Origin of the sequence: Megasphaera sp. MJR8396C, assembly GCF_001546855.1 — a bacterium.
Lineage (GTDB): Bacteria > Bacillota > Negativicutes > Veillonellales > Megasphaeraceae > Megasphaera.
Map to the genome: position 1 here is coordinate 50,816 of NZ_KQ958143.1, position 22,639 is coordinate 73,454.

At 50.4% G+C, this 22,639-nt stretch carries 23 protein-coding genes and 1 tRNA gene; 11 read left to right on the forward strand and 13 right to left on the reverse strand.

Going from position 1 to position 22,639, the window contains the following annotated elements:
* Nucleotides 1-134: 134 nt before the first annotated feature.
* Both HMPREF3201_RS00205 and HMPREF3201_RS00210 read left to right on the forward strand, forming a co-directional pair.
* Complete coding sequence (locus HMPREF3201_RS00205; protein ID WP_062411184.1) at nt 135-725, forward strand: thiamine phosphate synthase; 591 nt, start codon at nt 135-137, stop codon at nt 723-725.
* A gap of 18 nt (nt 726-743) precedes the next feature.
* Complete coding sequence (locus HMPREF3201_RS00210; RefSeq protein ID WP_062411185.1) at nt 744-1,265, forward strand: cysteine hydrolase family protein; 522 nt, start codon at nt 744-746, stop codon at nt 1,263-1,265.
* Nucleotides 1,266-1,340: 75 nt separating this feature from the next.
* Here the strand turns inward: HMPREF3201_RS00210 and HMPREF3201_RS00215 are convergent, their stop codons facing one another.
* From HMPREF3201_RS00215 to HMPREF3201_RS00225, 3 genes are read right to left on the reverse strand one after another with little or no spacing between them, the layout of a single operon-like run.
* Complete coding sequence (locus tag HMPREF3201_RS00215; protein ID WP_062411186.1) at nt 1,341-1,754, reverse strand: SoxR reducing system RseC family protein; 414 nt, start codon at nt 1,752-1,754, stop codon at nt 1,341-1,343.
* A gap of 31 nt (nt 1,755-1,785) precedes the next feature.
* Complete coding sequence (locus HMPREF3201_RS00220; protein ID WP_062411187.1) at nt 1,786-2,430, reverse strand: lactate utilization protein; 645 nt, start codon at nt 2,428-2,430, stop codon at nt 1,786-1,788.
* Nucleotides 2,431-2,443: 13 nt separating this feature from the next.
* Nucleotides 2,444-2,842 carry a PaaI family thioesterase gene (locus HMPREF3201_RS00225; protein WP_062411188.1) on the reverse strand — a complete coding sequence of 133 codons (399 nt, stop codon included), beginning with the start codon at nt 2,840-2,842 and terminating at the stop codon, nt 2,444-2,446.
* Nucleotides 2,843-3,040: 198 nt separating this feature from the next.
* Between HMPREF3201_RS00225 and HMPREF3201_RS00230 the strand changes: the two genes are divergently transcribed.
* The 3 genes from HMPREF3201_RS00230 (at nt 3,041) to HMPREF3201_RS00240 (ending at nt 6,446) form a co-directional block, all read left to right on the forward strand.
* Complete coding sequence (locus tag HMPREF3201_RS00230; protein WP_062411189.1) at nt 3,041-3,598, forward strand: DUF3793 family protein; 558 nt, start codon at nt 3,041-3,043, stop codon at nt 3,596-3,598.
* A gap of 13 nt (nt 3,599-3,611) precedes the next feature.
* Nucleotides 3,612-4,025 carry a flavodoxin gene (locus tag HMPREF3201_RS00235; RefSeq protein WP_062411190.1) on the forward strand — a complete coding sequence of 138 codons (414 nt, stop codon included), beginning with the start codon at nt 3,612-3,614 and terminating at the stop codon, nt 4,023-4,025.
* A gap of 258 nt (nt 4,026-4,283) precedes the next feature.
* Nucleotides 4,284-6,446: a PTS sugar transporter subunit IIABC gene (locus HMPREF3201_RS00240; protein WP_062411191.1), complete on the forward strand. Its 2,163-nt coding sequence runs from the start codon at nt 4,284-4,286 to the stop codon at nt 6,444-6,446.
* 58 nt (nt 6,447-6,504) lie between these two features.
* Here the strand turns inward: HMPREF3201_RS00240 and HMPREF3201_RS00245 are convergent, their stop codons facing one another.
* Nucleotides 6,505-7,617, reverse strand: coding sequence for a 4-hydroxybutyrate dehydrogenase (locus tag HMPREF3201_RS00245; RefSeq protein ID WP_062411192.1), 1,113 nt, complete (start codon nt 7,615-7,617; stop codon nt 6,505-6,507).
* A gap of 111 nt (nt 7,618-7,728) precedes the next feature.
* On the opposite strand from HMPREF3201_RS00245, the gene HMPREF3201_RS11690 reads away from it, so the two are divergent.
* Nucleotides 7,729-7,825 (forward strand) — tRNA-Sec (locus HMPREF3201_RS11690).
* 107 nt (nt 7,826-7,932) lie between these two features.
* On the opposite strand, the gene HMPREF3201_RS00250 is transcribed toward HMPREF3201_RS11690, so the two are convergent.
* Together HMPREF3201_RS00250 and HMPREF3201_RS00255 are read right to left on the reverse strand one after the other, a co-directional pair.
* Nucleotides 7,933-8,892, reverse strand: a complete 960-nt coding sequence (locus tag HMPREF3201_RS00250) for a 3-hydroxyacyl-CoA dehydrogenase family protein (RefSeq protein WP_062411193.1) — start codon at nt 8,890-8,892, stop codon at nt 7,933-7,935.
* 189 nt (nt 8,893-9,081) lie between these two features.
* Complete coding sequence (locus HMPREF3201_RS00255; RefSeq protein ID WP_062411194.1) at nt 9,082-9,780, reverse strand: FadR/GntR family transcriptional regulator; 699 nt, start codon at nt 9,778-9,780, stop codon at nt 9,082-9,084.
* 400 nt (nt 9,781-10,180) lie between these two features.
* On the opposite strand from HMPREF3201_RS00255, the gene HMPREF3201_RS00260 reads away from it, so the two are divergent.
* From HMPREF3201_RS00260 to HMPREF3201_RS00270, 3 genes are all read left to right on the forward strand, one after another.
* Nucleotides 10,181-10,948, forward strand: a complete 768-nt coding sequence (locus tag HMPREF3201_RS00260) for an SDR family NAD(P)-dependent oxidoreductase (RefSeq protein WP_062411195.1) — start codon at nt 10,181-10,183, stop codon at nt 10,946-10,948.
* Nucleotides 10,949-11,105: 157 nt separating this feature from the next.
* Nucleotides 11,106-11,471, forward strand: a complete 366-nt coding sequence (locus tag HMPREF3201_RS00265) for a DUF134 domain-containing protein (RefSeq protein ID WP_072271972.1) — start codon at nt 11,106-11,108, stop codon at nt 11,469-11,471.
* Entirely contained in the window at nt 11,464-12,300 is an 837-nt protein-coding gene (locus tag HMPREF3201_RS00270; protein WP_062411196.1) for an Mrp/NBP35 family ATP-binding protein, read from the forward strand. The genes HMPREF3201_RS00265 and HMPREF3201_RS00270 overlap by 8 nt, the downstream gene beginning before the upstream one ends.
* Before the next feature lie 85 nt (nt 12,301-12,385).
* Here HMPREF3201_RS00270 and HMPREF3201_RS00275 read toward each other — a convergent pair whose 3' ends face one another.
* Complete coding sequence (locus HMPREF3201_RS00275; RefSeq protein WP_172980553.1) at nt 12,386-14,230, reverse strand: alkaline phosphatase; 1,845 nt, start codon at nt 14,228-14,230, stop codon at nt 12,386-12,388.
* Nucleotides 14,231-14,355: 125 nt separating this feature from the next.
* Here HMPREF3201_RS00275 and HMPREF3201_RS00280 point away from each other — a divergent pair, with 125 nt between their 5' ends.
* Complete coding sequence (locus HMPREF3201_RS00280; protein ID WP_062411197.1) at nt 14,356-15,240, forward strand: ROK family protein; 885 nt, start codon at nt 14,356-14,358, stop codon at nt 15,238-15,240.
* Between the two features lie 71 nt (nt 15,241-15,311).
* Here HMPREF3201_RS00280 and nagA read toward each other — a convergent pair whose 3' ends face one another.
* From nagA to dinB, 3 genes are all read right to left on the reverse strand, one after another.
* Entirely contained in the window at nt 15,312-16,469 is a 1,158-nt protein-coding gene (gene nagA, locus HMPREF3201_RS00285) for an N-acetylglucosamine-6-phosphate deacetylase (protein WP_062411198.1), read from the reverse strand.
* A gap of 452 nt (nt 16,470-16,921) precedes the next feature.
* Nucleotides 16,922-17,209, reverse strand: coding sequence for a hypothetical protein (locus HMPREF3201_RS00290; RefSeq protein ID WP_062411199.1), 288 nt, complete (start codon nt 17,207-17,209; stop codon nt 16,922-16,924).
* Between the two features lie 15 nt (nt 17,210-17,224).
* Complete coding sequence (gene dinB, locus HMPREF3201_RS00295; RefSeq protein ID WP_062411200.1) at nt 17,225-18,400, reverse strand: DNA polymerase IV; 1,176 nt, start codon at nt 18,398-18,400, stop codon at nt 17,225-17,227.
* Between the two features lie 221 nt (nt 18,401-18,621).
* Here dinB and HMPREF3201_RS00300 point away from each other — a divergent pair, with 221 nt between their 5' ends.
* Entirely contained in the window at nt 18,622-19,575 is a 954-nt protein-coding gene (locus HMPREF3201_RS00300) for a LysR substrate-binding domain-containing protein (RefSeq protein ID WP_062411201.1), read from the forward strand.
* A 67-nt stretch (nt 19,576-19,642) separates the two neighbouring features.
* Here the strand turns inward: HMPREF3201_RS00300 and HMPREF3201_RS00305 are convergent, their stop codons facing one another.
* From HMPREF3201_RS00305 to phnD, 3 genes are read right to left on the reverse strand one after another with little or no spacing between them, the layout of a single operon-like run.
* Nucleotides 19,643-20,263 (reverse strand): response regulator transcription factor, encoded by a 621-nt coding sequence (locus HMPREF3201_RS00305; RefSeq protein WP_062411202.1) that lies wholly within the window; start codon nt 20,261-20,263, stop codon nt 19,643-19,645.
* Nucleotides 20,244-21,686: a HAMP domain-containing sensor histidine kinase gene (locus HMPREF3201_RS00310; RefSeq protein WP_062411203.1), complete on the reverse strand. Its 1,443-nt coding sequence runs from the start codon at nt 21,684-21,686 to the stop codon at nt 20,244-20,246. Before HMPREF3201_RS00310 ends, HMPREF3201_RS00305 begins: the two co-directional genes overlap by 20 nt.
* Before the next feature lies 1 nt (nt 21,687).
* Complete coding sequence (gene phnD / locus HMPREF3201_RS00315; protein WP_062411204.1) at nt 21,688-22,608, reverse strand: substrate-binding domain-containing protein; 921 nt, start codon at nt 22,606-22,608, stop codon at nt 21,688-21,690.
* Nucleotides 22,609-22,639: the final 31 nt, after the last annotated feature.

The window sequence follows — 22,639 nt, forward strand, 5'->3', positions numbered from 1 at the left end:
GTCGTAAACCGCATGTTCTAAAGCGTTTAACTCATACGAGGCCTCCAATATATTCTATTGGTATAATCATTGACGTTAGTATGAGATTACTGTATATTTGTAGTATAAAATACTCTAATATTCAGGTGATAATTGTGTTAAAAGTAGCTGCAATTACAAACCACGAACTCGCGGCGACAAACTACTGGGACCAGCTCGAACAAATTGCTGCATCCGACGTAGACTTCATCGTACTTCGTGAAAAAACGCTTTCTGAAGATGACTACACGGACTATGCCAAACGAGCACTGCGCCTCTGCAGCATTCACCAAAAGACGTGTATCCTTCAACATTTCGGCAAAGTTGCCATTCGTCTTCACATTCCCCGTTTCCAATGCTCCCTGTCATATCTGGAAAGCCACTCTTCCCTGCTGTACTACATGACGACCTTGGGCGTTTCCGTCCACACCGTCGAAGAAGCAGTCAGAGCGGAACAGCTTGGCGCCACGTATATCATGGCCAGCCACGTTTTCCCGACAAGCTGCAAGCCGTCCGATTCACCGATCGGCGTCGATACGGTCGAAGCGATTTGCAAAGCCGTAAAAATTCCGGTCTACGCCCTAGGCGGCGTAACACCGACGACGGTATCCCAGCTCCATGACGTCAACATCACGGGCGTCGCCCTGATGTCCGGTCTCATGACCTGCCCGGATGTCCCGGAATACTTGAAAGAACTTCGTTCCTAACAGATACGGGAGGGCTGTATGACTCAAGCATATATCATCATCGACATGCAAAACGATTTTATCGACGGCTCCTTAGGCACGCCGGGGGCTCAAGCCATCGTACCTCATGTCGAAGCAAAAATCGTTGCCAGCAAAAAAGATACCGATCAAGAAACGGATCTGATTTTTACACAGGATACCCACGGCAGCGATTATCGGGAAACCCGGGAAGGTCAAAAACTCCCCATTGCCCACTGCATCAAAGATACGCGGGGCTGGCGCATCACAAAACAGCTCCTGCCTTATACGCTAATGGCGGAGATTTTTGAAAAACCATCCTTCGGCTGCCCGGACCTGGTCGATGAAGTCAAAGATTATGACCGACTCGTCCTCATGGGTCTTTGCACCGATATTTGCGTCATTTCCAATGCCATCTTACTGAAAGCCCATTATCCGGAAAAAGAAATCGTCGTCGACAGCTCCTGCTGCGCCGGTTCAACGCCGGAGGCCCATGAAATGGCATTGAAGATCATGCAGAGTTGTCAAATCGATATCGTATAACTTCATAAGTAAAAGGCTGCACATCACACGGTGTGCAGCCTTTTTGTATCCTGATGACGCAGGAATAAGGTTTAATTACGCGATAATGCCCGTAATCGTCGCCTTGTTCTGATTGTTATTGATTTTCTTTTCGTAGCCTTTTAGAATCAGGCAGCCGATGATGCCGCCGATGATCATGCCGGCAAAGGCCGTCATTTCCGGCGCAGCCTTCACCTGACCGCCCAAGACGTAGCCGATGATGCCGCAGACGATGATCAGCAGCAGTGGCACACCAAAGCAGACAATGCCCTTGACCCCCATGCCGGCATCGGGAATATTAAACTGTACAAACTGGCCCTTCTTGGCACCAATCGGATTGACAGCGTCGATGACGACGTTGTCGGCGCACATGCTGTCACTGCACGGCGAGTACAGATTACTGCGGTTGGTCTGGATCTTGACCAAGCCGTCGGCACAAACTTCTTCAATAACACCCGTTCCCGTTCTCATACAAATCTCCCCTCGTATCGATAATTAAGACTTAAAAGCCCAGATCTTCGCCAACTAAGATGACCTTGATCCGGCCCTGCGGCTTACAGACCCGGGTCCGAACAACCTGAGCGCAAATGCTTTCCTGGTTCGTACAGTGAGCGCACATCCCCGTTTTAGCACAGGGAGTCCCGGCATTAGGGAAACGGCCGATATTCTTCGGCGAGGCTACGGTATGAGCCCGTTCGATGCCGATTTCAACGGTCGGAACGACTTTATTCATGCCGACGATGACGATGACCTGTTTCGGGCCGTAGCAAAGAGCTGCGACGCGATTGCCATTGCCGTCGATGTTGATGAGCTGACCGTCCTGAATGGCAGCATTGGTGCCCATGATGAAGGTATCACAGAGCAGGGCCTTGCGCATCAATTCGACGCGTTCTTCCGGCGTCTTAGCCGAATCGCGGTCGATGACCGGGTTGTGTTCCAAGACATACGGCCGCAGGCCGATTTCATTGATCGAAGCCGAACCGCCCCAAGAGACGACATCCGTTTCCGGAATATAGGAAACGGCCTTTTTCAAAGCTTCTTCTACAGTGGGACAGTATGTAGCCTCAAAGCCACGGGCTTCAAACTTTTTAGCAACCAAGGGTCCCTTAATGTCATACATACGGTGAATCATATCGGTTCTATCCATTCTAAAAACCTCCTCATTTCGCCAGCATTAATTCTGCCGTAGCTTCGGCAGCTGGCGTGCCGTCGGCATGGGTTATCCGCCCTTTCATGATGAATAAGCGACGACGGTGTACTTCAGGCCAACCTTCGACTTTAATCGTTTCGCCGATGCGGATGGGGCTGCGAAAACGGATTTCAAGCCGCGCCGTATAGGCCGGCTTCCCGGCAGTTCGAAAAACATAGTCTCCCATGACTTCATCCAACAGGGTACTGGTCAGTCCGCCATGCATCCGATCCCCATAGCTTTCATGTTCCGCCTTGGGGGTAAAATAAGCCACACAGCGGCCGTCTTCCATATGCATATCCAGTTTCAAGCCAATCGGGTTATCACGCCCGCAGCCGAAACAATGATTCGTAGCGCTAGCGCCTTCCATAACACACCCTCCTCTACTTCAATACTCTTTTATTATACTATATTTGGCAAGTCTCGCGAAAGATTCGACAAGCTTTGTGAAGGAGTTCACCCTTTTAGGAAAGTTTATTTATTCGAAAATGGTTATCATCTTTATATTGACAATCGATTTCAAATACACTATACTAAAGGCAACAAAGCGAAAGGAGGGCATACCGATATGAATTTGGATTGTGTGCTGATTAATCATTGTTCACCGACTTTAGCGGGTCTTAAACAGGCATCCCTTCTCTGTCTCCCCCGCTTAGAAGACGGTCATACTTATGATGAATTAATTGAAAATTACAATCATAAATATAATGTAAAAGGATTATATTTTCGCATCTTGTATGCCTGTCCCAAGCGCACCTTACTGTATGTATACCGGCCGAATGTGGTCTTAAGGTACATACAGCGGCGAGATATTTCTTCATTTTTACAGCAATTCGGCTATGCAGACTGTCAGGATATATCGGCATTTTTAGACCGTCTGGCATCGCGTTTTGCAGAAGACGGCTGCTTTCCTCACGAAGCCGGCATCTTTCTTGGTTATCCACTGGAAGATGTCTGCGGATTCATTGCCAACCGGGGAAACCACGCCAAACTCTGTGGTGAATGGAAGGTCTACGGCGATGTCCACGCCGCAGCCCGCACGTTCCAGCGCTATACCTGTTGCCGACAGGATTACTTAAATCGCTTTGCAATTGGGACAACATTAGAATCGCTCATCGTAGCATAAGGAGGATTTAATCATGGTAGAAATCGCATATTGGAGTGGAACAGGTAATACGGAAGCAATGGCAAGTGAAATTGAAGCAGCTGTTAAAGCTGCCGGTGCAGATGTAGAATCGGTTCGCTTCGAAGATACAACCGTCGATGATGTAGCCGGTAAAGACGTTATTTTGCTCGGCTGCCCGGCCATGGGTGCTGAAGAATTGGAAGACTCGATTGTCGAACCATTCTTTGCAGATCTCGCTCCCAAATTAAAAGGCAAGAAAGTCGGCCTCTTCGGTTCTTATGGCTGGGGCACCGGCGAATGGATGGATAACTGGAAACAGCGTACAGAAGAAGCTGGCGCCACCATCATCGGGACGGCCATCGTCAACGAAACACCGGATAATGCTCCCGAATGCAAAGAATTGGGCGAACTTGCCGCTAAGGCATAAGTTTTTAACTTCATATTCATTCTCCTCTAGGAAAGGGGCTGCATACCCGACACAGTATGCGGTCCCTTTTCGCATTTTTTCTCCAAAATCTCTATTGGGAACGTTTTTGATCCCAATTTTATACGTTTTTGTCAAGACCCCATGCGATATCGATACAGGTATTCTCTACTTTCATGGTACGCATTCCTGCTGGCTATGCTACAATAATAACGTATTACATTCATTCTTATTTTTTATTTTTAAAGGAGGCTTTATTGCATGAGAGACCAGGTCTTTACTATTTTACAGGCTATCGGTCGCAGCTTCATGTTGCCTGTAGCCATACTACCTATCGCCGGTCTGCTCCTCGGTATCGGCGCGTCTTTCACAAATGCCACAACCATCCAGACTTATGGATTGGAAAACATTCTTGGTAACGGGACCATTCTTCATTCCCTGCTCACCATCATGAGTGATGCCGGCAACATCATCTTCGGCAACTTACCGATCATCTTTGCCGTCGGCGTCGCCATCGGCATGGCAAAACAAGAAAAAGAAGTCGCCGCCTTGTCGGCCATGATTGCGTTTTTAGTCATGCACGCATCGACGAGTTCCGTCTTGAAGTTGACTGGTAAGGTCCTCGCCGACAACACCGTCTCCCCGGACGTCCTCGAAGGTACCATTGCCAACATCAACGGCATCATGTCCCTTCAGGAAGGCGTTTTCGGCGGCATCATCGTCGGTATCGGCGTCGCTTACCTGCACAACCGCTTTCATAAGATTGTCCTGCCCGATGCCTTATCGTTCTTCGGCGGCTCCCGTTTCGTGCCTATCATCTCGACCGTCGTCTACATGTTCGTCGGCATTGCCATGTACTTCATCTGGCCTGTCGTCCAGAACGGCATCTTTGCCCTCGGCGGACTCGTAACCGGTACGGGCTATATCGGGACCCTCATCTTCGGTATCATTAAACGTGCCCTCATTCCTTTCGGCCTGCACCACGTCTTCTACCTGCCCTTCTGGCAGACCGGCGTCGGCGGCTCGATGATGATCGACGGCAAGCTCATCCAGGGCGGCCAGAACATCTTCTTTGCTCAGCTGGCCTCGCCGAACGTCGCTCACTTCAGTGCCGATGCTACTCGCTACTTCTCGGGTGAATTCATCTTCATGATCTTCGGTCTCCCCGGCGCTGCCCTTGCCATGTACCGCACGGCAAAACCGGAAAAGAAAAAGGTTGCCGGCGGCCTGCTCTTGTCCGCAGCCTTGACCTCCATGTTCACCGGTATTACCGAACCGATTGAATTCTCCTTCCTCTTCGTCGCACCGATGCTGTTCTACGTCCAGGTCATCCTGGCCGGTGCAGCCTACATGATCGCCCATATCCTGAACATCGCCGTAGGCCTTACCTTCTCGGGCGGCTTACTGGACCTCTTCATCTTCGGTATCCTCCAAGGGGAAGCCAAGACGAGCTGGATGTACATCATCCCCGTCGGCATCATCTACTTCTTCCTCTATTACTTCATCTTCACCTTCCTCATCAAGCGCTTCAACCTGAAGACGCCGGGTCGTGAAGACGATGATACGGAAACGAAGCTCTATACAAAAGCCGACGTCAAGGCCCGCGATGCTGCCGGTAAAGGCGGCGCTGACGGCAAGGCTTCCAGCGATACCATCAGCCAGACGATCACCCAGGCCCTCGGCGGCAGCCAGAACATCACCTCTGTCGACGCCTGCGCCACACGTCTGCGCTGCTCCGTTGCCGATGCCAGCCTGGTAAATGACGCAGCCCTGAAAGCTACCGGCGCCGTCGGCGTCATCAAACGCGGTACCGGCGTCCAGGTCGTTTACGGTCCCCAAGTCGCCGTCATCAAGTCCAATCTTGAAAACTACCTGGCGACCAATCCTCAAGACGGCCCCATCGAAGCCGTTCCAGAAGCAGCTCCTGCAGAAGAACCGAAAAAAGAAGCAGCCGCTCCGGCCAAAACAGACGCCGAAAAACGCTACTTCAACTCTCCCTTCACGGGCGCCCTCCATCCGATCACGGAAGCTCCGGATGAAGCCTTTGCCAGCAAGATGACCGGTGACGGATTCTTCGTCTATCCGAAAGACGGCGTCGTCTATGCGCCGGAAGACAGTACGGTTACCTTCGTCTTCGAAACGAAACATGCCATCGGCATGACCACCGCCGACGGCGTTGAATACCTCCTGCACATCGGCATCGACACGGTCAATCTCAATGGCCAGGGCTTCAAAGTCTTCGTCGAAAACGGCCAGGAAGTCAAGAAAGGCGACAAACTGATGGAATTCGATGATGAATACATCAAAGCCAACGCGCCTTCTGACGCTTGCCTGTGCATCTTCACCGACACCGACCAAGTTTCGGACGTATCCCTCGTTAAGACAGGAAACGTAAAAGCCGGCGAACAGGCTGTTTACTTCTAAGCTAAATTATAGGATATAAAAAAGGATGCCCCTTTGGGAGCATCCTTTTTTTGTACAATCAATAGAGAGATTTATAGATTTCGTAAACATCATCATACGTCAAAGGCACAAAGTTATGAGCCATCAGACGACCTTGGTTTTCCATGACCGATTTGGCAAATTCAGCCAGTTCTTCTTCCTTGACGCCGTATTCATGAAGCGCTTTCTTGGGCAGGACGACGTTGAGCAGCTTTTCCAGCTCATCATACACAGCCTTTGCATCGCAGCCCAAGATGCCAGCAATAAAGGCGTTGAGACGGGCGATTTCCCCGTCCGATTTGATCGTCATATAATGTTTCATGACGCCGGTAAACATGGCATAATTCGATTCACCGTGAGGCACGTGATAATTGGCCCCCAAGGGATAACTCATGGCATGGACGGCAGCGCATCCGGGAACGCTGAAGGCGATGCCGGCCCAGGTGCTGGCCAAGAGGAAGTCTTTCATCAGTGGAATGCGGGCTTCTGGACCGTGGTCGCGGATCTGCAAGTAGCCGCTGAGAATGCGTTCGATAGCCTGATAGCTGAAGACGCGGAAGCTGGCGCTGGAATCGGGTGATAGGGCCGATTCTACCGCATGGACCAGGGCATCGATGGAGCTCGTGGCAAAGACGGTAAAGGGCAGTGTCTTCAGTAACTGCGAAATGAGGACGGCTTTATCGGCATAGAGAGCTTCATGGGCAATGCCTTTCTTCGTATGGCGGCTGATGAGGGCCATGACCGAAACATTGGTTACTTCACTGCCCGTACCACACGTCGTCGGAACCAGGATCAGTTCTTTATCCTTTTCAATGGCCGTCTTGCCGTCGAAGAGATCGAGAATCGGGCTGACCCTTTTCAAAACAAACAGTTTGCACAAATCCATGACCGTACCGCCGCCGATGCCGATAATTCGGTTTACATCGCCAGGCATGTCCCGATAAATGGCTTCAGCCATCTCATCAGACGGTTCCCCGCTGCCGTATTTTTCTTGGAAAAGGACGTGGCAGGGCAAATCCAATTCCTTGAAATTCGGATCGAAAATATACTGATTGGTAATAATCAGGTCCTTCGCCCCCAATTGAAGCTCAGCGGCAAAGTCCCGGCACGTATCGTAAGAATAAATCGTAGGTTTAAGCTGTAATTCAATCATCCAAAAGTCTCCCTTCTAAAACAGCAATACTATTATGTACAGTGTAGCAAAAATACAGCGTTTTTCAATAGTACCGGCCCGATGCCATCCGTGCTATAATAAATACGTTATGGGAAAGGACGGGTTCTGGTGTTCCCTCTGGTCTTCAAAACCAGCGTGAGGGGTGAATAGCTTCTCAGGTGGGTTCGATTCCCACGCTTTCCCGCCATCATAAAAATACCTTACCCATTCAAAATAAACGATGTCCACAGCAATGACAGCCAGCCCCTTCCGAATCCCAGAAGGGGCTGTTTTCAAACCCTTATATGGCAGCGGTTAAAACTTTTGACCGGCCTTGTCTTTTTTCAGCCATTCAATCAAGACTTCTTCCCGCGTCGTCTCGATGCGCTTCAGTTCTTCCGGCGTCCAGGGATACAGGCCGGTACCCGTTTTGGTGCCGAGGCGACCTTCGTCGACGCACTGCTTCAGGAGGGCGGCTCCCTCCTTATTGTCGGCCAAGTCAGCATTGAGATAGGCAGAGATATTGTAGAAAACATCGAGGCCGCCTAAGTCAGCCGTTTCAAGGGGACCCGTAACGCCGAGCCTGCGTCCGATGCCGTATTTACAGATGAAGTCGACGACCTCCGCCGTAGCAATGCCGTCCTGCACACAATGAAGGGCTTCGCGAAGCAAGGCGAACTGCAGGCGATTGCCGACAAAGCCCGGTGCTTCTTTTAAAAGGGCTGCCGGCTTTTTACCGATCTTTTCCATGAGCTGCCACGTAATCTCCACCGTTTCCCGACTCGTCTTTTCACCGGGAACGACTTCTACCAAGGGGATGAGGTGGGGCGGATTCCAAAAATGGGCGACGACAAACCGTTCCGGATACGCCATGTGTGCCGAAGCTTCCGTCGGCAAGAACCCCGATGAATCGGTTGCAAAAATGATGTCCGGCGCAAGATATCCTTCAAGCTCCCGATATACCTGTTGTTTCACAGCCATATCCTCAGCCACCGATTCAAGGACAAAGTCGGCGTCTTTTGCGGCTTCTTCGATCGTCGTGACACCATGAATTCGTTTTAACAAAGCGATTTCGCCTTCATCCGTCAGTAGTTCGTTGGCTTTCATAATGGCCAGCGTCGCCCGAATATTGCCCATAGCCCGGTCAATACTGGCATCCTTTCGGCCAAACATATTGACCTCATAGCCATGCTGGGCAAAAGCAATGGCCGTGCCAAAACCCATGGTACCACAGCCTAAGTTACAAATCCGTTTAATCTCGTTTACTGTTTTCATCTCGTTTCTCCTACACATGTGATATGCCGGTAACCGGACCGGCGCCGCTCGAAAACAGGCAACTAAAAAACATTGCCCTCCTTATCTTTCATAATAACGGACAGGCGGATAAAACTCAACTCATGAATAAGTATATCCCGTTACCTATACCGTATTATCTCTTCCCAATAGGACACGTACATTCATCATTTATCCATTTGAATTTAACTTTGCCGAAATAAATTCCCACAACATCGTTACGTGAATCATCATAGCATTATAGGCACTGGGAGCATCATGGCGAACGATGGCATCGATGATGCGACGATGGTAAACCAGCGTATTGTTATCCCGTAAAGCATCCTCTGTAGATATGATATTCTTTTTGACTGACGTATGAAGGATGTAGGATAAGTTAATCAAAACTCGGTTTCCACTGGATTCAGCAATCATCATATGCAAAGCAATATCTTCTTCTTCATAATTTTTATCCGCCTGAATAAGGCTTTCAACCAAAGCGCACTGTTCCAATAATTCCCGACACTGTTCATCCGTTGCATGAAGCGCCGCTAATAGGGCCGTTTTGGGCTCAATCATTAACCGAACGTCGAGGAGATCAATCGCCAGACGGTCATCATCATAGATAAAAGTCAGTCCCAATGGATCCAGTGGAACACCGCATCGTTTTGAAATGAAAGTTCCCGATCCTTGATGTACTTCTAAGATGTTGCGGGCACTTAACGTCCGAATCGCCTCCCTCAACGTCGAACGGCTGACATTCAATGTTTCCATTAATACCGGTTCTGTCGGCATTTTATCCCCGGGAAGCATTTTTCTCGACGTAATAAAATCGATAATGTTATTGGCAGTTTCTTCAATTTTAGATATTGAGGATTTAGAATTAACCATATGAAACTCCTTCCAGCACGAAAGTTTACTACTATCTATAGAATAGCAGATGCGACGTCTAAAGGACAGCAAAAAAAGTGGGGCCTTTTTCAAAAAATATAGTTAATTCGATAAGCTTCCACGCGCAAATACATCAGACGTTTTCTCATAAATAAAAATGCAGAAAAGCTTTCAATATATAACTAAATATTCTCTCTCTTACATACATTCTGCGTAATAATCCTTATTATCTATTTATACTCCTATATTCGGGGCAAATTACATCGCCCTGAATTCTAATTTCTATTGAGTTTTTTCTGATTATCTTATAAAATATAGTTGTGACTCCTACAAATTCATACGATGTTTTTATTTCACATTACTCATCCTATTATTGGATCTATCAAGGGAGGAATTTCTTATGTCGATATTAAATAATTTCGCATTAACAGGGAAAACAGCTATTGTAACCGGCGGCGGCCGCGGTTTAGGTCGAGGCATGGCAGAAGGATTAGCCGAAGCTGGAGCCAAAGTATTAATTATCGGATCCAGTGCCAGCGCCGAAAAAACAGCCGCCGAATGTCGGCAAAAAGGCCTTTCCATGCTGGCCCTGCAAGGTGATTTACTCGATCAAGAACAAGTTCCTGCCATATTCGAAAAGGCCTTAGATGCCTTAGACGGCCGCATCGACATCTTGGTCAACAATGCCGGAATACAGCGCCGTCATTTCTGCGAAGATTTTCCTCTCTCCGATTGGAACGATGTCATAAATCTCAATTTAAATACGGTATTTCAGCTGTGCCAGCTTGCCGGACGCAATATGTTGCCCCGAAAATCGGGGAAAATCATTAACGTCGCCTCCATGCTAAGTTTCTTCGGCGGATACACCGTCCCGGCTTACGCAGCCAGCAAGGGCGGTGTCGCTCAATTGACCAAGGCGCTGGCCAATGAATGGGCCGGTAAGGGACTCAATGTCAACGCCGTGGCTCCCGGATATATGGCAACAGAAATGACTTCAAAGCTGATTGAAGATAACATCCGCAACAAAGAAATCCTTGATCGAATCCCTGCTAAACGATGGGGTACACCAGAGGACATGAAAGGCATTATCGTCTTCCTGGCCAGCGCCGCTTCGAACTATTTGAACGGGGCCATCATCCCTGTCGACGGGGCATATCTCGTTCGCTAGAAAGCAACACAGCCTGCTGATTCAGTCTTTATATACAATAGTAAATACCTTCGCTCTATGGCCATTTTCCACATCGGGCGCCGAGAAATCCCTCCTTGACATAATTTGACATATGTCAGCTATCTATCTATAATAAATAGCGTAAAGGAGGGATTTTATGCCGAGACCACCGCGGTGCCGACGTGTTTGTTCACTGCCTGTTTCATCGACCTTCGGCCCCGTCGACCGACGCCAGTCGGACGATACGGTTGCCATGGGAATCGATGAATATGAAGTCATCCGCCTTATCGATTGGGTCGGACTGACACAGGAAGAGTGTGCAGCTCAGATCAATGTAGCTCGCACGACGGTGACCGGTATTTATAATTCGGCCCGCCACAAACTGGCCGACGCCCTCATTCATGGCAAAGACCTCGTCATCGAAGGCGGCCATATCCAAGTTTGTGAACATTCCGGCTCGTGCCGTCACGACTGCTGCCGTGCCGGAAAGAAAAGTTCAAAGGAGAATGATCCCAATGAGTGAAAATTGTACACACGACTGTTCCAGCTGCGGCAGCTCCTGCGCACAGCGCAACCAGCCTCAGAGCCTCCAAGCTGCACCCCATGAAGGCTCTCACATCAAACACGTCATTGCCGTCGTCAGCGGCAAAGGCGGCGTAGGTAAATCTTTGGTTACGTCCCTGATGGCTGTAGAAATGCAGCGCCGCGGCTTTAAAACTGCGATTCTCGACGCCGATATCACCGGCCCGTCGATTCCGAAAGTCTTCGGTCTGACCGGTCATGCCACCGGCAACGACGATGGCATCAATCCGGTTACGACCAAAACTGGCATCAAAGTCATGTCTATGAACCTGCTGTTGGAAGATGTCGCCGCTCCTGTCGTATGGCGCGGACCGGTCATTTCCGGCGCCGTTAAACAGTTCTGGACCGACGTCATCTGGGGCGATATCGACTACATGTTCGTCGACATGCCGCCGGGAACAGGTGACGTTCCCTTGACGGTCTTCCAGTCCCTGCCCATCGACGGTATCTTGGTCATCACATCTCCGCAGGAACTCGTTTCCATGATCGTTGAAAAGGCCTTGAATATGTCGGAAATGATGCACGTTCCTGTCTTGGGTCTGATTGAAAACATGAGCTACTTCAAATGTCCCAGCTGCCAGGAAAAACACGAAATCTTCGGCCACAGCCACGTTGAAGAATCGGCACAGAAATACTCGATTCCTCATACGGCCAAACTGCCTATCGATCCGGAATTCGCGGCCCACTGCGATAAGGGCGATATCGAAGGTTATCCGGCAAGCTATTTATCGGATACCGCTGCCTACCTCGACAGCGTTCTTGGTCAGTAAGCAAAAAAAAAACGCTGCCGCAATTCAAATTGCGGCAGCATTTTTTTATGAAATGCGGTGCAAGGGAGCCATCGAGCAGACCGTATTATTTTGCGTTTTTCGTAGCATCGACGCCGAGGGCACGCATGATACCGAAGAATACTTCGGTGTTGTCCATAACGCCGTTGAAGTATTCAGAGCCCGGGCCTTCTGCATTCAAAGGTACATCGTCGGCTGCATGAGTTTCATCACCGATGGTATCGGGGATATTGGCCGGAACGAGTTCCATGGGATCGCCAGCGTGGTGACGAGCCGGGTTGCCTTTGGCAACGACCGTCGAAACCTGATGGTATTCGGTCTTATCGCCAGCAGCCTGAGCTTCCTGTTTGGTAACCGTCTGCGAAATCGTCGGCAAGGTCGGTTTCTGCTGGAAGTGGTAGTTTTCGTAATATTCCGGATGGTTAGCATACTGGACGGCCAAGGTTACATCGGGATCCGGATTGTCGGGGAAGCCGTCGTGATCGGCATCTTTGAAGGTCGGGAAGATGGAGTCAGCATAGGTACGGACAGCTTCAATGCCTTTTTTGCCATCGTGTTCATGGTAGGTACCGGTAATGGAAGCACCGTGAGCATGGTCGGCGACGACGATGATCAGGGTATTGTCACCGTGTTCCTTATTCCATTTCTGAGCATATTCGATAGCCTTATCGAATTCAATCGTATCGTAGGTAGCACGCTGCCAATCCATGGCGTGGAGCTGTTTGTCGATGGATGCGCCTTCGATCATAGCGAAGAAGCCCTTCGGATTCTTGCTAAGGATATCCAAGGATTTTTTCGTCATGTTAATGAGGTTCGGCTGATCCGTATATTTCCCTAAAACTTCAGGGTTCTTGAGCATTTCACGGTCGATATAGACGTTCATCGTGCTGGGATGGAAGAGGCCCAAGAGCGGTTTATTGCTGTCGGCTGCCATCATTTCTTTCGACGTCGTTACGAAGGTGTAGCCTTTATCTTTAAATTCCTGGATGACGTTTTCATTGTCATGGCGTTTAGAGCCTTTTTCCGTCTGGGGAATGTAACGGCTGGAACCGCCGCCCATGATGACGTCCGGACGATGATAGTCTTCCAAGTACTGCGAAGCTAACAGATCCTGGTTGGCACGACGGCGCGTATGACCGATCATAGCAGCCGGCGTAGCATCCGTCGATTCAGCCTGGGTAATGACACCGATGGACATGCCGCGCGTACGTTTCAGGATTTCAGCCACGTTTTCAACGCGGGGATCATCCATGGGATCCTTGGTCGAATCTTCATAAACGCCGAGAGCGTTGACGACCGATTTATGACCCGTAGCGTAGGCCGAAGCCGAGTTGGCGCTGTCCGTCGTCAAGGAATCGTAACCGCTGGTCGTGATCAGTGCGTTATGGGGCATTTTTTCCATAGCCAAGAGATCGTTGTATTTGCCGTTGGTCAGGCCTTTGGAAATGATACGAGCCATTTCTCTGGCCTGCAGGGACATGCCGTCACCGATGAAGAGGATGACGTTTTTAGCCGGTTTCTGGGCTTTTTCCTGAACGACTTTGTAGCGTGCATCGGCAGCATTCGTGCCGTCAGCATCGGTAGCTGAAACCCGTACCGTATAGTTGCCGGTCTTGGGGAAATCGACCTGATTGACACGATACGAAACGACGCCATTGCCCAATTCTTTCGCTACCAGTTTCTGTCCGAAAAATTGATTCGCGTTCTGACCGTTAATTGTAATATCGACGTTCTTCAAATCTTTAGCGTTAGAAACTTCAACATCAAAATCGAATTTAGCGCCTGCTACAAACTTAGCCGTATCTACCGGTAAAATCCGGACATCGGCTGCCTGTACACCGGGAACAACGCCCAGCAGTGAGCCGCAGGCTACCATAGAAAGAATTGCTCTTTTTAACCATTGTCGTTTCATATCATGACCTCCTAAAATACTCCATTGATATGAATAGTATAGGCACCTTTTACATAGAAATTGTCAAATCCATGTATAATATTTGTATAAGTTAATTTTTACTCGTAAAAAGGATGTGAATTATAATGATTTATAGTTGTTTCGACGTCGGCGGAACGGCCATCAAAGTCGGTCTCATCGATGAGAAAGGAAGCTTCCAACAAAGAGACCTCATCCCGACGCCCGCCGAAGGCGGTCCGGGCATCGTCGACAGCCTCTGCCGCATCGTCCGTCAGCAGCAGGAGAAGGTCCCCCTTGCCGGCATCGCCATCTCGACAGCCGGTATTGTAAACGAGGAAGCCGGCATCGTAGAATACGCCCTGTCCATCCCGGGCTATACGGGGACACCGTGGAAAGAGCGCTTAGAATCAGAGTTTCACCTTCCGGTCAGCGTCGAAAACGATACCAACTGCGCAGCCCTTGGGGAGTACTGGCTCGGTGCCGGCCAAGGCGTCTCTTCCTTTTTCGCCGTAACCGTCGGCACCAGCATCGGCGGAGCCGCTGTCAAGGACGGTAAGGTCCTTCACGGAGCGACTCACGCGGCCGGTGAAATCGCCTATATGCGCCTGCCGGCCGGTCAATTCCACGACGTCGCCTCAGCCGCCTTTCTCTGTCGGGAAATCGCAAAGGAAAAAAGCGTCCCCGAACAAGACATGGACGGCTACCGGGCTTTCCAACTGATTGAAAGAGGCGACGAGCCGGCCCTTCGTAGTTTCCACACCTTCTGCCAAAATCTGGCCGACGGCCTCACCAATATCATCAGCCTCTTCAATCCTGAACGAATCGTCCTCGGCGGCGGCATCATGAGTCGCGAAGCCGTCCTCCGCCCGCCCCTTGAACGAGCCTTATCGGAAAGACTCCCTGAGCGGATGCTCCCGCCGAAGGGACTGGCCTTTGCCAAGCTCCAAAACGACGCCGGCTTGTTAGGCGCCTTATACGTCCTAAAAAATAAAAGAATCCCTCTCGGCTAGATTCCCTCCGACAAAAAGAAGGCCAAGGTGACAAAGCACCTTGGCCTTCTTTTCATTGCATATAATAGTTTTTATTGTATCGGTTCGTTATATACCAGTTCGCCGGCAACAACCGTCGATTTTACATGGAAATCATTGCTGTCCAAGACGACGATGTCGGCCTGTTTCCCTTCTTCGAGAGATCCGATGCGATCGTATACACCGAGGGATTTAGCTGGGTTGACCGTGGCCATGGCGATGACGTCGGGAATGGAAGCCCCCGAATTGATAAGGAAGTGGAGGACGACTTCGTTCATAGGCGCTATGCTGGCAGCCAAGGTCCCGTCAGAAAGACGCGCTTCCCCATTCTTTACAAACACCTTTTGACCGCCCAGACTCGATTCGCCGTCGCCCTGGAGGCAGGCCCGCATCGAATCGGTGACCAGGATGAGGCCGTCGCGCCCTTTCATCTGATAGGCCAGTTTCTGAGCCGCCGGATGGACGTGGAGATCATCACAAATCAGTTCACAGCAGGCCTTTTTATGAAGGAGGGCCGCTCCGACGAGGCCCGGTTCCCGATGGCGGAAGGGCGTCATGGCATTATACAGATGGGTGACATGGCAGTTGCCCAGCGTTTCCATGCAGTCCATGGCCTGTTCAAAAGATGCCCCCGAATGGCCGAGGGATACGACGATGCCCTTCTCCTGACAAGTCTTTAAAAACTGCTTATTCTTTACCTGTTCCGGAGCCAGGGTAATGATTTTAATGATGTCGCTATACGGTTCCAACCAGGAAAAATCCGGAGCCTGTATATGACTTTCAGACTGTGATCCCTTATAGCGAGGGCTGATGAAAGGCCCTTCCAGATGAGCGCCGAGAACCTGAGCTCCACCGGAAGCATTGTCCCTTGCCTTTCCGATTCGCGTCAAGGCTTTTTCAATGGCGCTCTGTTCCATGGTCATCGTCGTCGCCACAAAGGATGTAACTCCCGTCGCAGGTAAGGCCTTCTGCATGGCCGGCAGGGCCTGTTCATTGTCATCCATGACGTCGACGCCGGCGCAGCCGTGGATGTGTTCATTAATAAAACCGGGAACGACGAAACCGCCGTTAGCATCGATAAATTCCGAGCACATACCGGCTCTGAACTGCTTACGCGGGACGATGCGCCATATATCCTTTTCATACATAAGAACATGTCCGTTGACAATTTCATTCGGCAGGACAATCAGTCCGTCGAAAATTGCTTTCATAATAAATTCCTCCTAAAATCGTATTCACTGTTCCCAGTATACCACAAACGTAAAATCTGTGGAAATTGTGGATATCTAAAGTGGATAACTTGTGAATATGTCCGTAAATGGCGTTTTTATGCTTTGTCCTCCTGTGGATATCTTTCCACAATCCATCCACATATTGTGAGTAAATCCTCCCAGCCACTTATCCACATTTCTACAGGAATTATACACATCCCTTTGTTCATTTGTTCTCCCATGTACAATCGCTTACCCATGCCGTTAACGAGGTGTTTCCTCTGGGGATATATATTTATCCACGCGAGTTATCCACATTTATTAACATATGTTGATTTAAGTATCCACTGAAAAAATCAGCACAACTATGCGGATTCAAAAAAAATATCCACATTTCTGTCACTGTTGTACACAGAAAATGTGGATACATTGTGAATGCTTTTAGAGCAGTCTTATTCGACAGGACGACTCCAATCGATGTGGACACCTGTCGCCCGCCACATATAACACATGGCCAATTTCAGCGTTTCCAAACTCGACGTCGGTACGGCGCTGATCGTCTTATACTTGGAAAGGTCGGTATACTGGTGCAGCACCTTCTCCGTCGTTAGATATTCTCTGGCCCGTTCGTTGACAGCTTCATCATTTAGATGAACGCCTAATTCCTTGGTTTCCGTATTATACTCGATATACCCATTGTTATTGTCACCGGTATGGGCGACGACTTTAAAAATTGCCATGTCTAAAACTCCTTTTTACGTATCCTTTTCATGGGACATTTCCCACAAAAAACCCTTCATAATGGCCGTACGGCCAAACCGCTGCTGCAGCTTGTCGATGGCTTCGATGACTTTTTCCTTCGTTTCCTCGTCTTCAGAAAATAAATCGCCCTGAACTTGATACGGCTGTAACTGGCTCACCGTAAGGCCTAACAGACGGATTGGCTCATGCCCTTTATCCTTATTATACAATCTTTTAGCCGAAAAATATAACTGTTCTTCCGAAGCCGTCCCCATATCACCCAATGTCAGCGATCGGGTAACGGTCTTAAAAGAAGCATAGCGAATCTTGATGGTAATCGTCCGTCCCATGAGCCGACTCTGACGAAGCCGCCAAGCCACTTCATTCGCCAAGAGGCGAAACTGTTCATCCACTTCAGACGGCAGGGTCAAATCCCGGCTGTACGTATGCTCATTGCCGACCGACTGCGGCCGCCGCCGCACCTCCAATGGGCGCTTATCCTGACCGAGGGATAAGCGGTAAATGCGCTCTGCCTGATTCCCTAACAGGGGTTTCAACGCTTCGGGACTGGATGCCGAAATATCGCCTATCGTATGATATCCGCCCTTCTTCAATGCTTCTTCCGTCACCTTGCCGACGCCCCATAGCCGACTGATGGGCAGCGGTGCCAACACCGCCTGTTCCGTCCCGTAAGGAATCCAGACCAGTCCATCCGGTTTTCGCAAATCTGAAGCCAGTTTCGCTAAAAACTTATTGGGCGCAATCCCGGCTGAGGCAACGAGGCCCGTCGTCCGAAAAATCTCGTCTTTGACGGCCTTTCCGATATCGACGATATTCGGATAATGGCGTTCCATGCCGGATACATCCAAAAAGGCTTCATCCAGGGCCAAGGGCTCGATGTAGGGGGAATAATGCGACAAAATCAAGCGGATCTGATGCGACACCCGCCGATAAGCCGCCATGCGTACCGGTAAGAAGACACCGTTCGGACAGCGCCTCCGTGCCACCTTCATGCTCATAGCCGAATGGATACCATAGCGCCGTGCTTCATAGGAGGCCGTTGCCACGACACCGCGGTCCATCAGGCCGCCGACAATGACCGGCAGTCCCTTCAAGGCCGGATTGTCCCTTTGTTCAATAGACGCGTAAAAGGCATCCATATCGACGTGCATAATCCATCGCGTTGCCATAAGCTCCCTCCTTTATACTCTCTATTATGATACACCGGCGCCGTCTTGTAAATACGGGGCCCCTCATTCCCTGCCCGGCAGTCCTTTAGAACCGTCCCAGAAATAGAAGTTTCTGTAAAAACGGCGTCATTACGCCGATTATGGAGACCGTACATCATTGGATTTTAAGTTCGTAATATGGTAAACTATAAGAATACCAAAGAGAGGTGAAATCGTATATTATGGATTTATTCCAATTGACATACTTCATCGAAGTCGCTCACAAAAAGAGCTTTACCAAAGCTTCAAAATCGCTGCACATCAGCCAGCCGTCTATCAGTAAAGGGATCAAGGCTCTGGAAGAACATTGGGGAGTTCAATTATTCGACCGCAAGGGTAAGAACGTAGAGCTTACGGAAACCGGTTCCTACCTCCTGCCGAAAATTGAAGAACTCATCAAGGGCTTTACGCAGCTCAATGAAGAAATGGAATCGCCGCAACTGCTCAATTCCGGCAAACTGTCCGTCGGGGTCCCGCCTATGATCGGCTCTTCCGTCATCGCACCGTTCATCGCCCATTTCATCAATACGTACCCTAAAATCGAATTGGAAATGAAGGAAGTCGGCTCCCAGGACGTCGTATCGGCCATCGACGACGGACTCATTCAGGTCGGTTTCGTCGCCTTGCCGATTACGACGGAAATTCCTTATGAATTCTTCATTTTCCATGAAGAGCCTCTCGACGTCGTCCTCTGGCCGGATCATCCCCTGGCCTCTCGTCCGTCTCTGACCTTATCCGATATCAAGGATGAAACCTTCGTCTTTTATCCTAACGGCTTCTCCCTGAATCCTTACCTGCGCTCGGCCTTTCAGGAAATCATGGCTCATCCGAAGATCGTCTGCCGCTCCAGCAACTGGGACTTCCTGGCTCAAATGGTCTCGGGCAAGCTGGGGATTTCGCTCATGCCGCACACGATTTGTCAGCGCATCTCGCCGGATCTTGCCGTATCCGTCCCGCTGGTCAAGCCGCACCTGTACTGGACATTAGCCTTGATCTGGAAAAGCAAGGGCTACCTCTCCCATCCGTCACGGACCTGGGTACAGTCCTTTAAAGATTACTTTAAAGATGCCAGCGCGGATATCCAAAATGCCGCAGCCGACCAGCCGTTTCTGTCGGACACGCCAAACGAAGACTAAGACGGCTGCTATAAGCATCATGAAAGGAAGCATTGCCTCCGGGCAATGCTTTTTTTGTGCCAAAAATTTACATCAAATGGTGTTTCAAGGCGTAGTCGACGAGTTCTGATTTCGTCTTACAATTCAGTTTCTGCATCAACCTCGTTTTATACGTCGAGACCGTCTTTACAGAAAGATGAAGGGTGTCGCCAATAGCCGACAGGGAATGGCCATGGACCAAAGCCACGAGAACTTCCTGCTCCCGTTCCGACAAGGCCGGCGCGTCCTTCTTCTCCGCCAAGACGCCGTTAAGGAGGCTCCTGGCTTCGCGTTCACTGAGGTAGCGCTGGCCGGCAGCTACGGCATGCAGACCTTTAAACAATTCGGCATCAAGGGTATCTTTACACAAGTACCCGTCAGCACCGAGCTGCATCAACTCGGTTACGTACTCCTGCTCACTGTACATCGTAAGGACCAGGACCTTTACGTCATAATGGCGGCGTCGGATTTCCCGCAAACAGTCGATGCCGTTCATGACCGGCATCGACAGGTCGAGGAGGACGACATCGACGTCGGTTTCGTCCAGGATATCGAGGACTTCTTGCCCGTTCGAGGCCTCAGCCACGACGAGGCAGTCGTCCTGCGAAGCTAATAATAATTTCAGGCCTGTCCGCAAAATGCGGTGGTCATCAGCCAATAGTATGTTCATGTTCCATCTCCTCACTCAGATGTAACGGCAAGGTTATCGTCAGGGTCGTTCCCTTTCCCGGTTGGCCGTCAATAGAAAAAGTTCCATTTAACACGTCGGTCCGCTCCTGCATGCTGACCAGGCCCAAATGATTGTCGAGCCGGGCCTGTTCAGCCCGGGCGGCACTGAAGCCGACGCCGTCATCAGCAATGACCAAAGACAAGGCCGACGGCAGGATGTTCAGTTCAATCGTTACCGTATGGGCCTGGGCATGACGGGCAATGTTGGTCAGCCCTTCCTGCACCATGCGGTAACAAAACAGGGCCACCGGGCGTGATACCCGTGAAATGTCGCCGTCATGGCAGAAAGAAACGGTAAGGTCAGGCTGAGTCTGCCGATACGTATCGAGATATTTCTCAATGGCCACGATGAGGCCCAAATCATCGAGGAGCGGCGGATGAAGGTTGACCGCCAAATGGCGCAATCCTTCCAAAGTTTCCCGGGTCAGATCGCGGACACCGGTCACCAATTCGCGCACATCAGGCTTTTCAGTCTGATCCTGAATGAGCCGCAAATAGGCTAAAATCGATACCATGGACTGACTCGTTTCATCGTGGAGTTCCCGTGAAATACGACGGCGCTCATCTTCTCGAGCCGAAAACAGCTGGTCGATGAGCCAAACCCGGTTCTTTTCCTTTTCCCGAAGGGCCGTCAACAGTTTCGAGTTTTCCCGATCTTTGACCGCCAGTCGGTTGCTCATGACGTTAAAGGCCTTGGCCAGCTGGCCGACATCATCTTTCGTATCGACGGAAACGCGGACACTGTAATTGCCCCGCCCGATTTGGCGAATCGCTTTCGCTAAAGCCTGAACAGGCCGCAGGAAGGATCTTGCATATCGCGTCGCCAAGGCCGAGGCCACCAGACAGATGGCCAGGATGATCAGCATCGTTTCGACAAAGCGCTTCCACATCAGCTGCATCATCGGCCGCTCAGACAGGCCGACGCGGAAATAACCGACCAATCCGCCGTCGATGGGGACCATGATTTCCCGTATATAGCCCTCGGTACTGTCAAAGGTCAGCGTCTGTCCCAATCCCTCGTTTGCCAAGTCCCGCCGTTCCGGAAGGCCTTTTGGCAGTCCTTCTGTAAAGGTACTGGCCAGAATCCTCCCGTCAGGATAGGTTACCAGGATGTATCGGACCTGGTCGTTCGTCTTTTGGGCATGGAGCAGCTGCTCGGTCATATCGAAGCGGTCGTCGACGAGGATGTCATTGCTGACGACCTGCCCGATGGACACGGCCAGTTCCTTCCCAGATGCATCGAGTTCATGGCTCATGTACTCACTCGTCGAATAGAGGAACAGCGAGGCTGTCAGTAAGCCGCAGATAAAAATAGTGCCGACAATGAGGGCATTAAATTTTACGTATAGCGTGTAGTTTCTCATCTTACGTTCCTGCCAATCGTTTTTGCGCCTGATACTGCTGCTTGAACTCCTCATAGGACGCAGAATCGGGCGGGATAAAGCGGTCGATGACGATAGTTTTCATAGCTTTAGCCAAATCGTCATCTTCATGCATCGTATAGAAGATATGGCGCAGCGCTTCTTTTTCTGCCGGGTCTAAATCACTGCGGACGACGATGGGACCTGTCGGGGCTTCCGGCAAGGCTTCAATGATGCGAACTTCCTTGGCAAGTGTCGGGTTGGTGTCGGCCATGAGCTCATAGATCTGGCTGTCGATGCCGGCTGCATCGGCCAGGTGATTGGCGACAGACCACAGTGATTTGTCATGCCCGTGGGTATAGAAGAAGCGATTGAAAAAGGTTTCCGGCGTCGAGCCATCCCGGGCCAGCAAAAATTTAATGGCCAGACAGCCAGAATAACTCAAAGGGTCCGTAAAGGCAAAGACCTTCCCCCGGAGTTGGCTGAAATCATGGATATCGCTGTCGGCGGCCGTGATGATATAAGTTTGGTAATGAGACGTGCCATTGGTTTCGGCCATAGCCAGAAGCTCAATCGGCACTTGGCCCTGATAGGCAGCGTAAGCCCCGGTCGAGGAAAAGGCGACATCGGCATCGCCGTTGGCCAAGAGGGCATTCAGTTCCTCATAAGTCCGGCGCTGGATGAGGACTGCCGGCCACTGCTGTTTTTGAGAAATATAGGTGACGATTTGCTGATACACCTGCCGTGTTTCCCGCGGCGACATGACCGACGCAAAGGCGATGCGAAGCGGTTTTACACCGGTCTGCTCTACAGCAGGCCGCGGCCCTTCTGGCTGTGTAAAGTCGATATAGCCCTGAGGATGGGCACAGGCCGCACTGAAAAGACAGGCCAAGGTCAGCAGCATCATAGAAATAACCCGTTTCATAATGCCTCCCCTGCATACAATTTATATCATA

Coding starts and splice junctions, on each gene's coding strand:
- HMPREF3201_RS00225 (WP_062411188.1), bottom strand. CDS start 2,842: ATGGAAGGCGCTAGCGCTACGAATCATTGTTTCGGCTGCGGGCGTGAT.
- HMPREF3201_RS00300 (WP_062411201.1), top strand. CDS start 18,622: ATGGATTTATTCCAATTGACATACTTCATCGAAGTCGCTCACAAAAAG.
- HMPREF3201_RS00275 (WP_172980553.1), bottom strand. CDS start 14,230: ATGAAACGACAATGGTTAAAAAGAGCAATTCTTTCTATGGTAGCCTGC.
- HMPREF3201_RS00265 (WP_072271972.1), top strand. CDS start 11,106: ATGCCGAGACCACCGCGGTGCCGACGTGTTTGTTCACTGCCTGTTTCA.
- HMPREF3201_RS00255 (WP_062411194.1), bottom strand. CDS start 9,780: ATGGTTAATTCTAAATCCTCAATATCTAAAATTGAAGAAACTGCCAAT.
- phnD (WP_062411204.1), bottom strand. CDS start 22,608: ATGAAACGGGTTATTTCTATGATGCTGCTGACCTTGGCCTGTCTTTTC.
- HMPREF3201_RS00215 (WP_062411186.1), bottom strand. CDS start 1,754: ATGAGAACGGGAACGGGTGTTATTGAAGAAGTTTGTGCCGACGGCTTG.
- HMPREF3201_RS00305 (WP_062411202.1), bottom strand. CDS start 20,263: ATGAACATACTATTGGCTGATGACCACCGCATTTTGCGGACAGGCCTG.
- HMPREF3201_RS00260 (WP_062411195.1), top strand. CDS start 10,181: ATGTCGATATTAAATAATTTCGCATTAACAGGGAAAACAGCTATTGTA.
- HMPREF3201_RS00290 (WP_062411199.1), bottom strand. CDS start 17,209: ATGGCAATTTTTAAAGTCGTCGCCCATACCGGTGACAATAACAATGGG.
- HMPREF3201_RS00240 (WP_062411191.1), top strand. CDS start 4,284: ATGAGAGACCAGGTCTTTACTATTTTACAGGCTATCGGTCGCAGCTTC.
- HMPREF3201_RS00235 (WP_062411190.1), top strand. CDS start 3,612: ATGGTAGAAATCGCATATTGGAGTGGAACAGGTAATACGGAAGCAATG.
- HMPREF3201_RS00250 (WP_062411193.1), bottom strand. CDS start 8,892: ATGAAAACAGTAAACGAGATTAAACGGATTTGTAACTTAGGCTGTGGT.
- nagA (WP_062411198.1), bottom strand. CDS start 16,469: ATGAAAGCAATTTTCGACGGACTGATTGTCCTGCCGAATGAAATTGTC.
- HMPREF3201_RS00210 (WP_062411185.1), top strand. CDS start 744: ATGACTCAAGCATATATCATCATCGACATGCAAAACGATTTTATCGAC.
- dinB (WP_062411200.1), bottom strand. CDS start 18,400: ATGGCAACGCGATGGATTATGCACGTCGATATGGATGCCTTTTACGCG.
- HMPREF3201_RS00230 (WP_062411189.1), top strand. CDS start 3,041: ATGAATTTGGATTGTGTGCTGATTAATCATTGTTCACCGACTTTAGCG.
- HMPREF3201_RS00280 (WP_062411197.1), top strand. CDS start 14,356: ATGATTTATAGTTGTTTCGACGTCGGCGGAACGGCCATCAAAGTCGGT.
- HMPREF3201_RS00245 (WP_062411192.1), bottom strand. CDS start 7,617: ATGATTGAATTACAGCTTAAACCTACGATTTATTCTTACGATACGTGC.
- HMPREF3201_RS00220 (WP_062411187.1), bottom strand. CDS start 2,430: ATGGATAGAACCGATATGATTCACCGTATGTATGACATTAAGGGACCC.
- HMPREF3201_RS00270 (WP_062411196.1), top strand. CDS start 11,464: ATGAGTGAAAATTGTACACACGACTGTTCCAGCTGCGGCAGCTCCTGC.
- HMPREF3201_RS00310 (WP_062411203.1), bottom strand. CDS start 21,686: ATGAGAAACTACACGCTATACGTAAAATTTAATGCCCTCATTGTCGGC.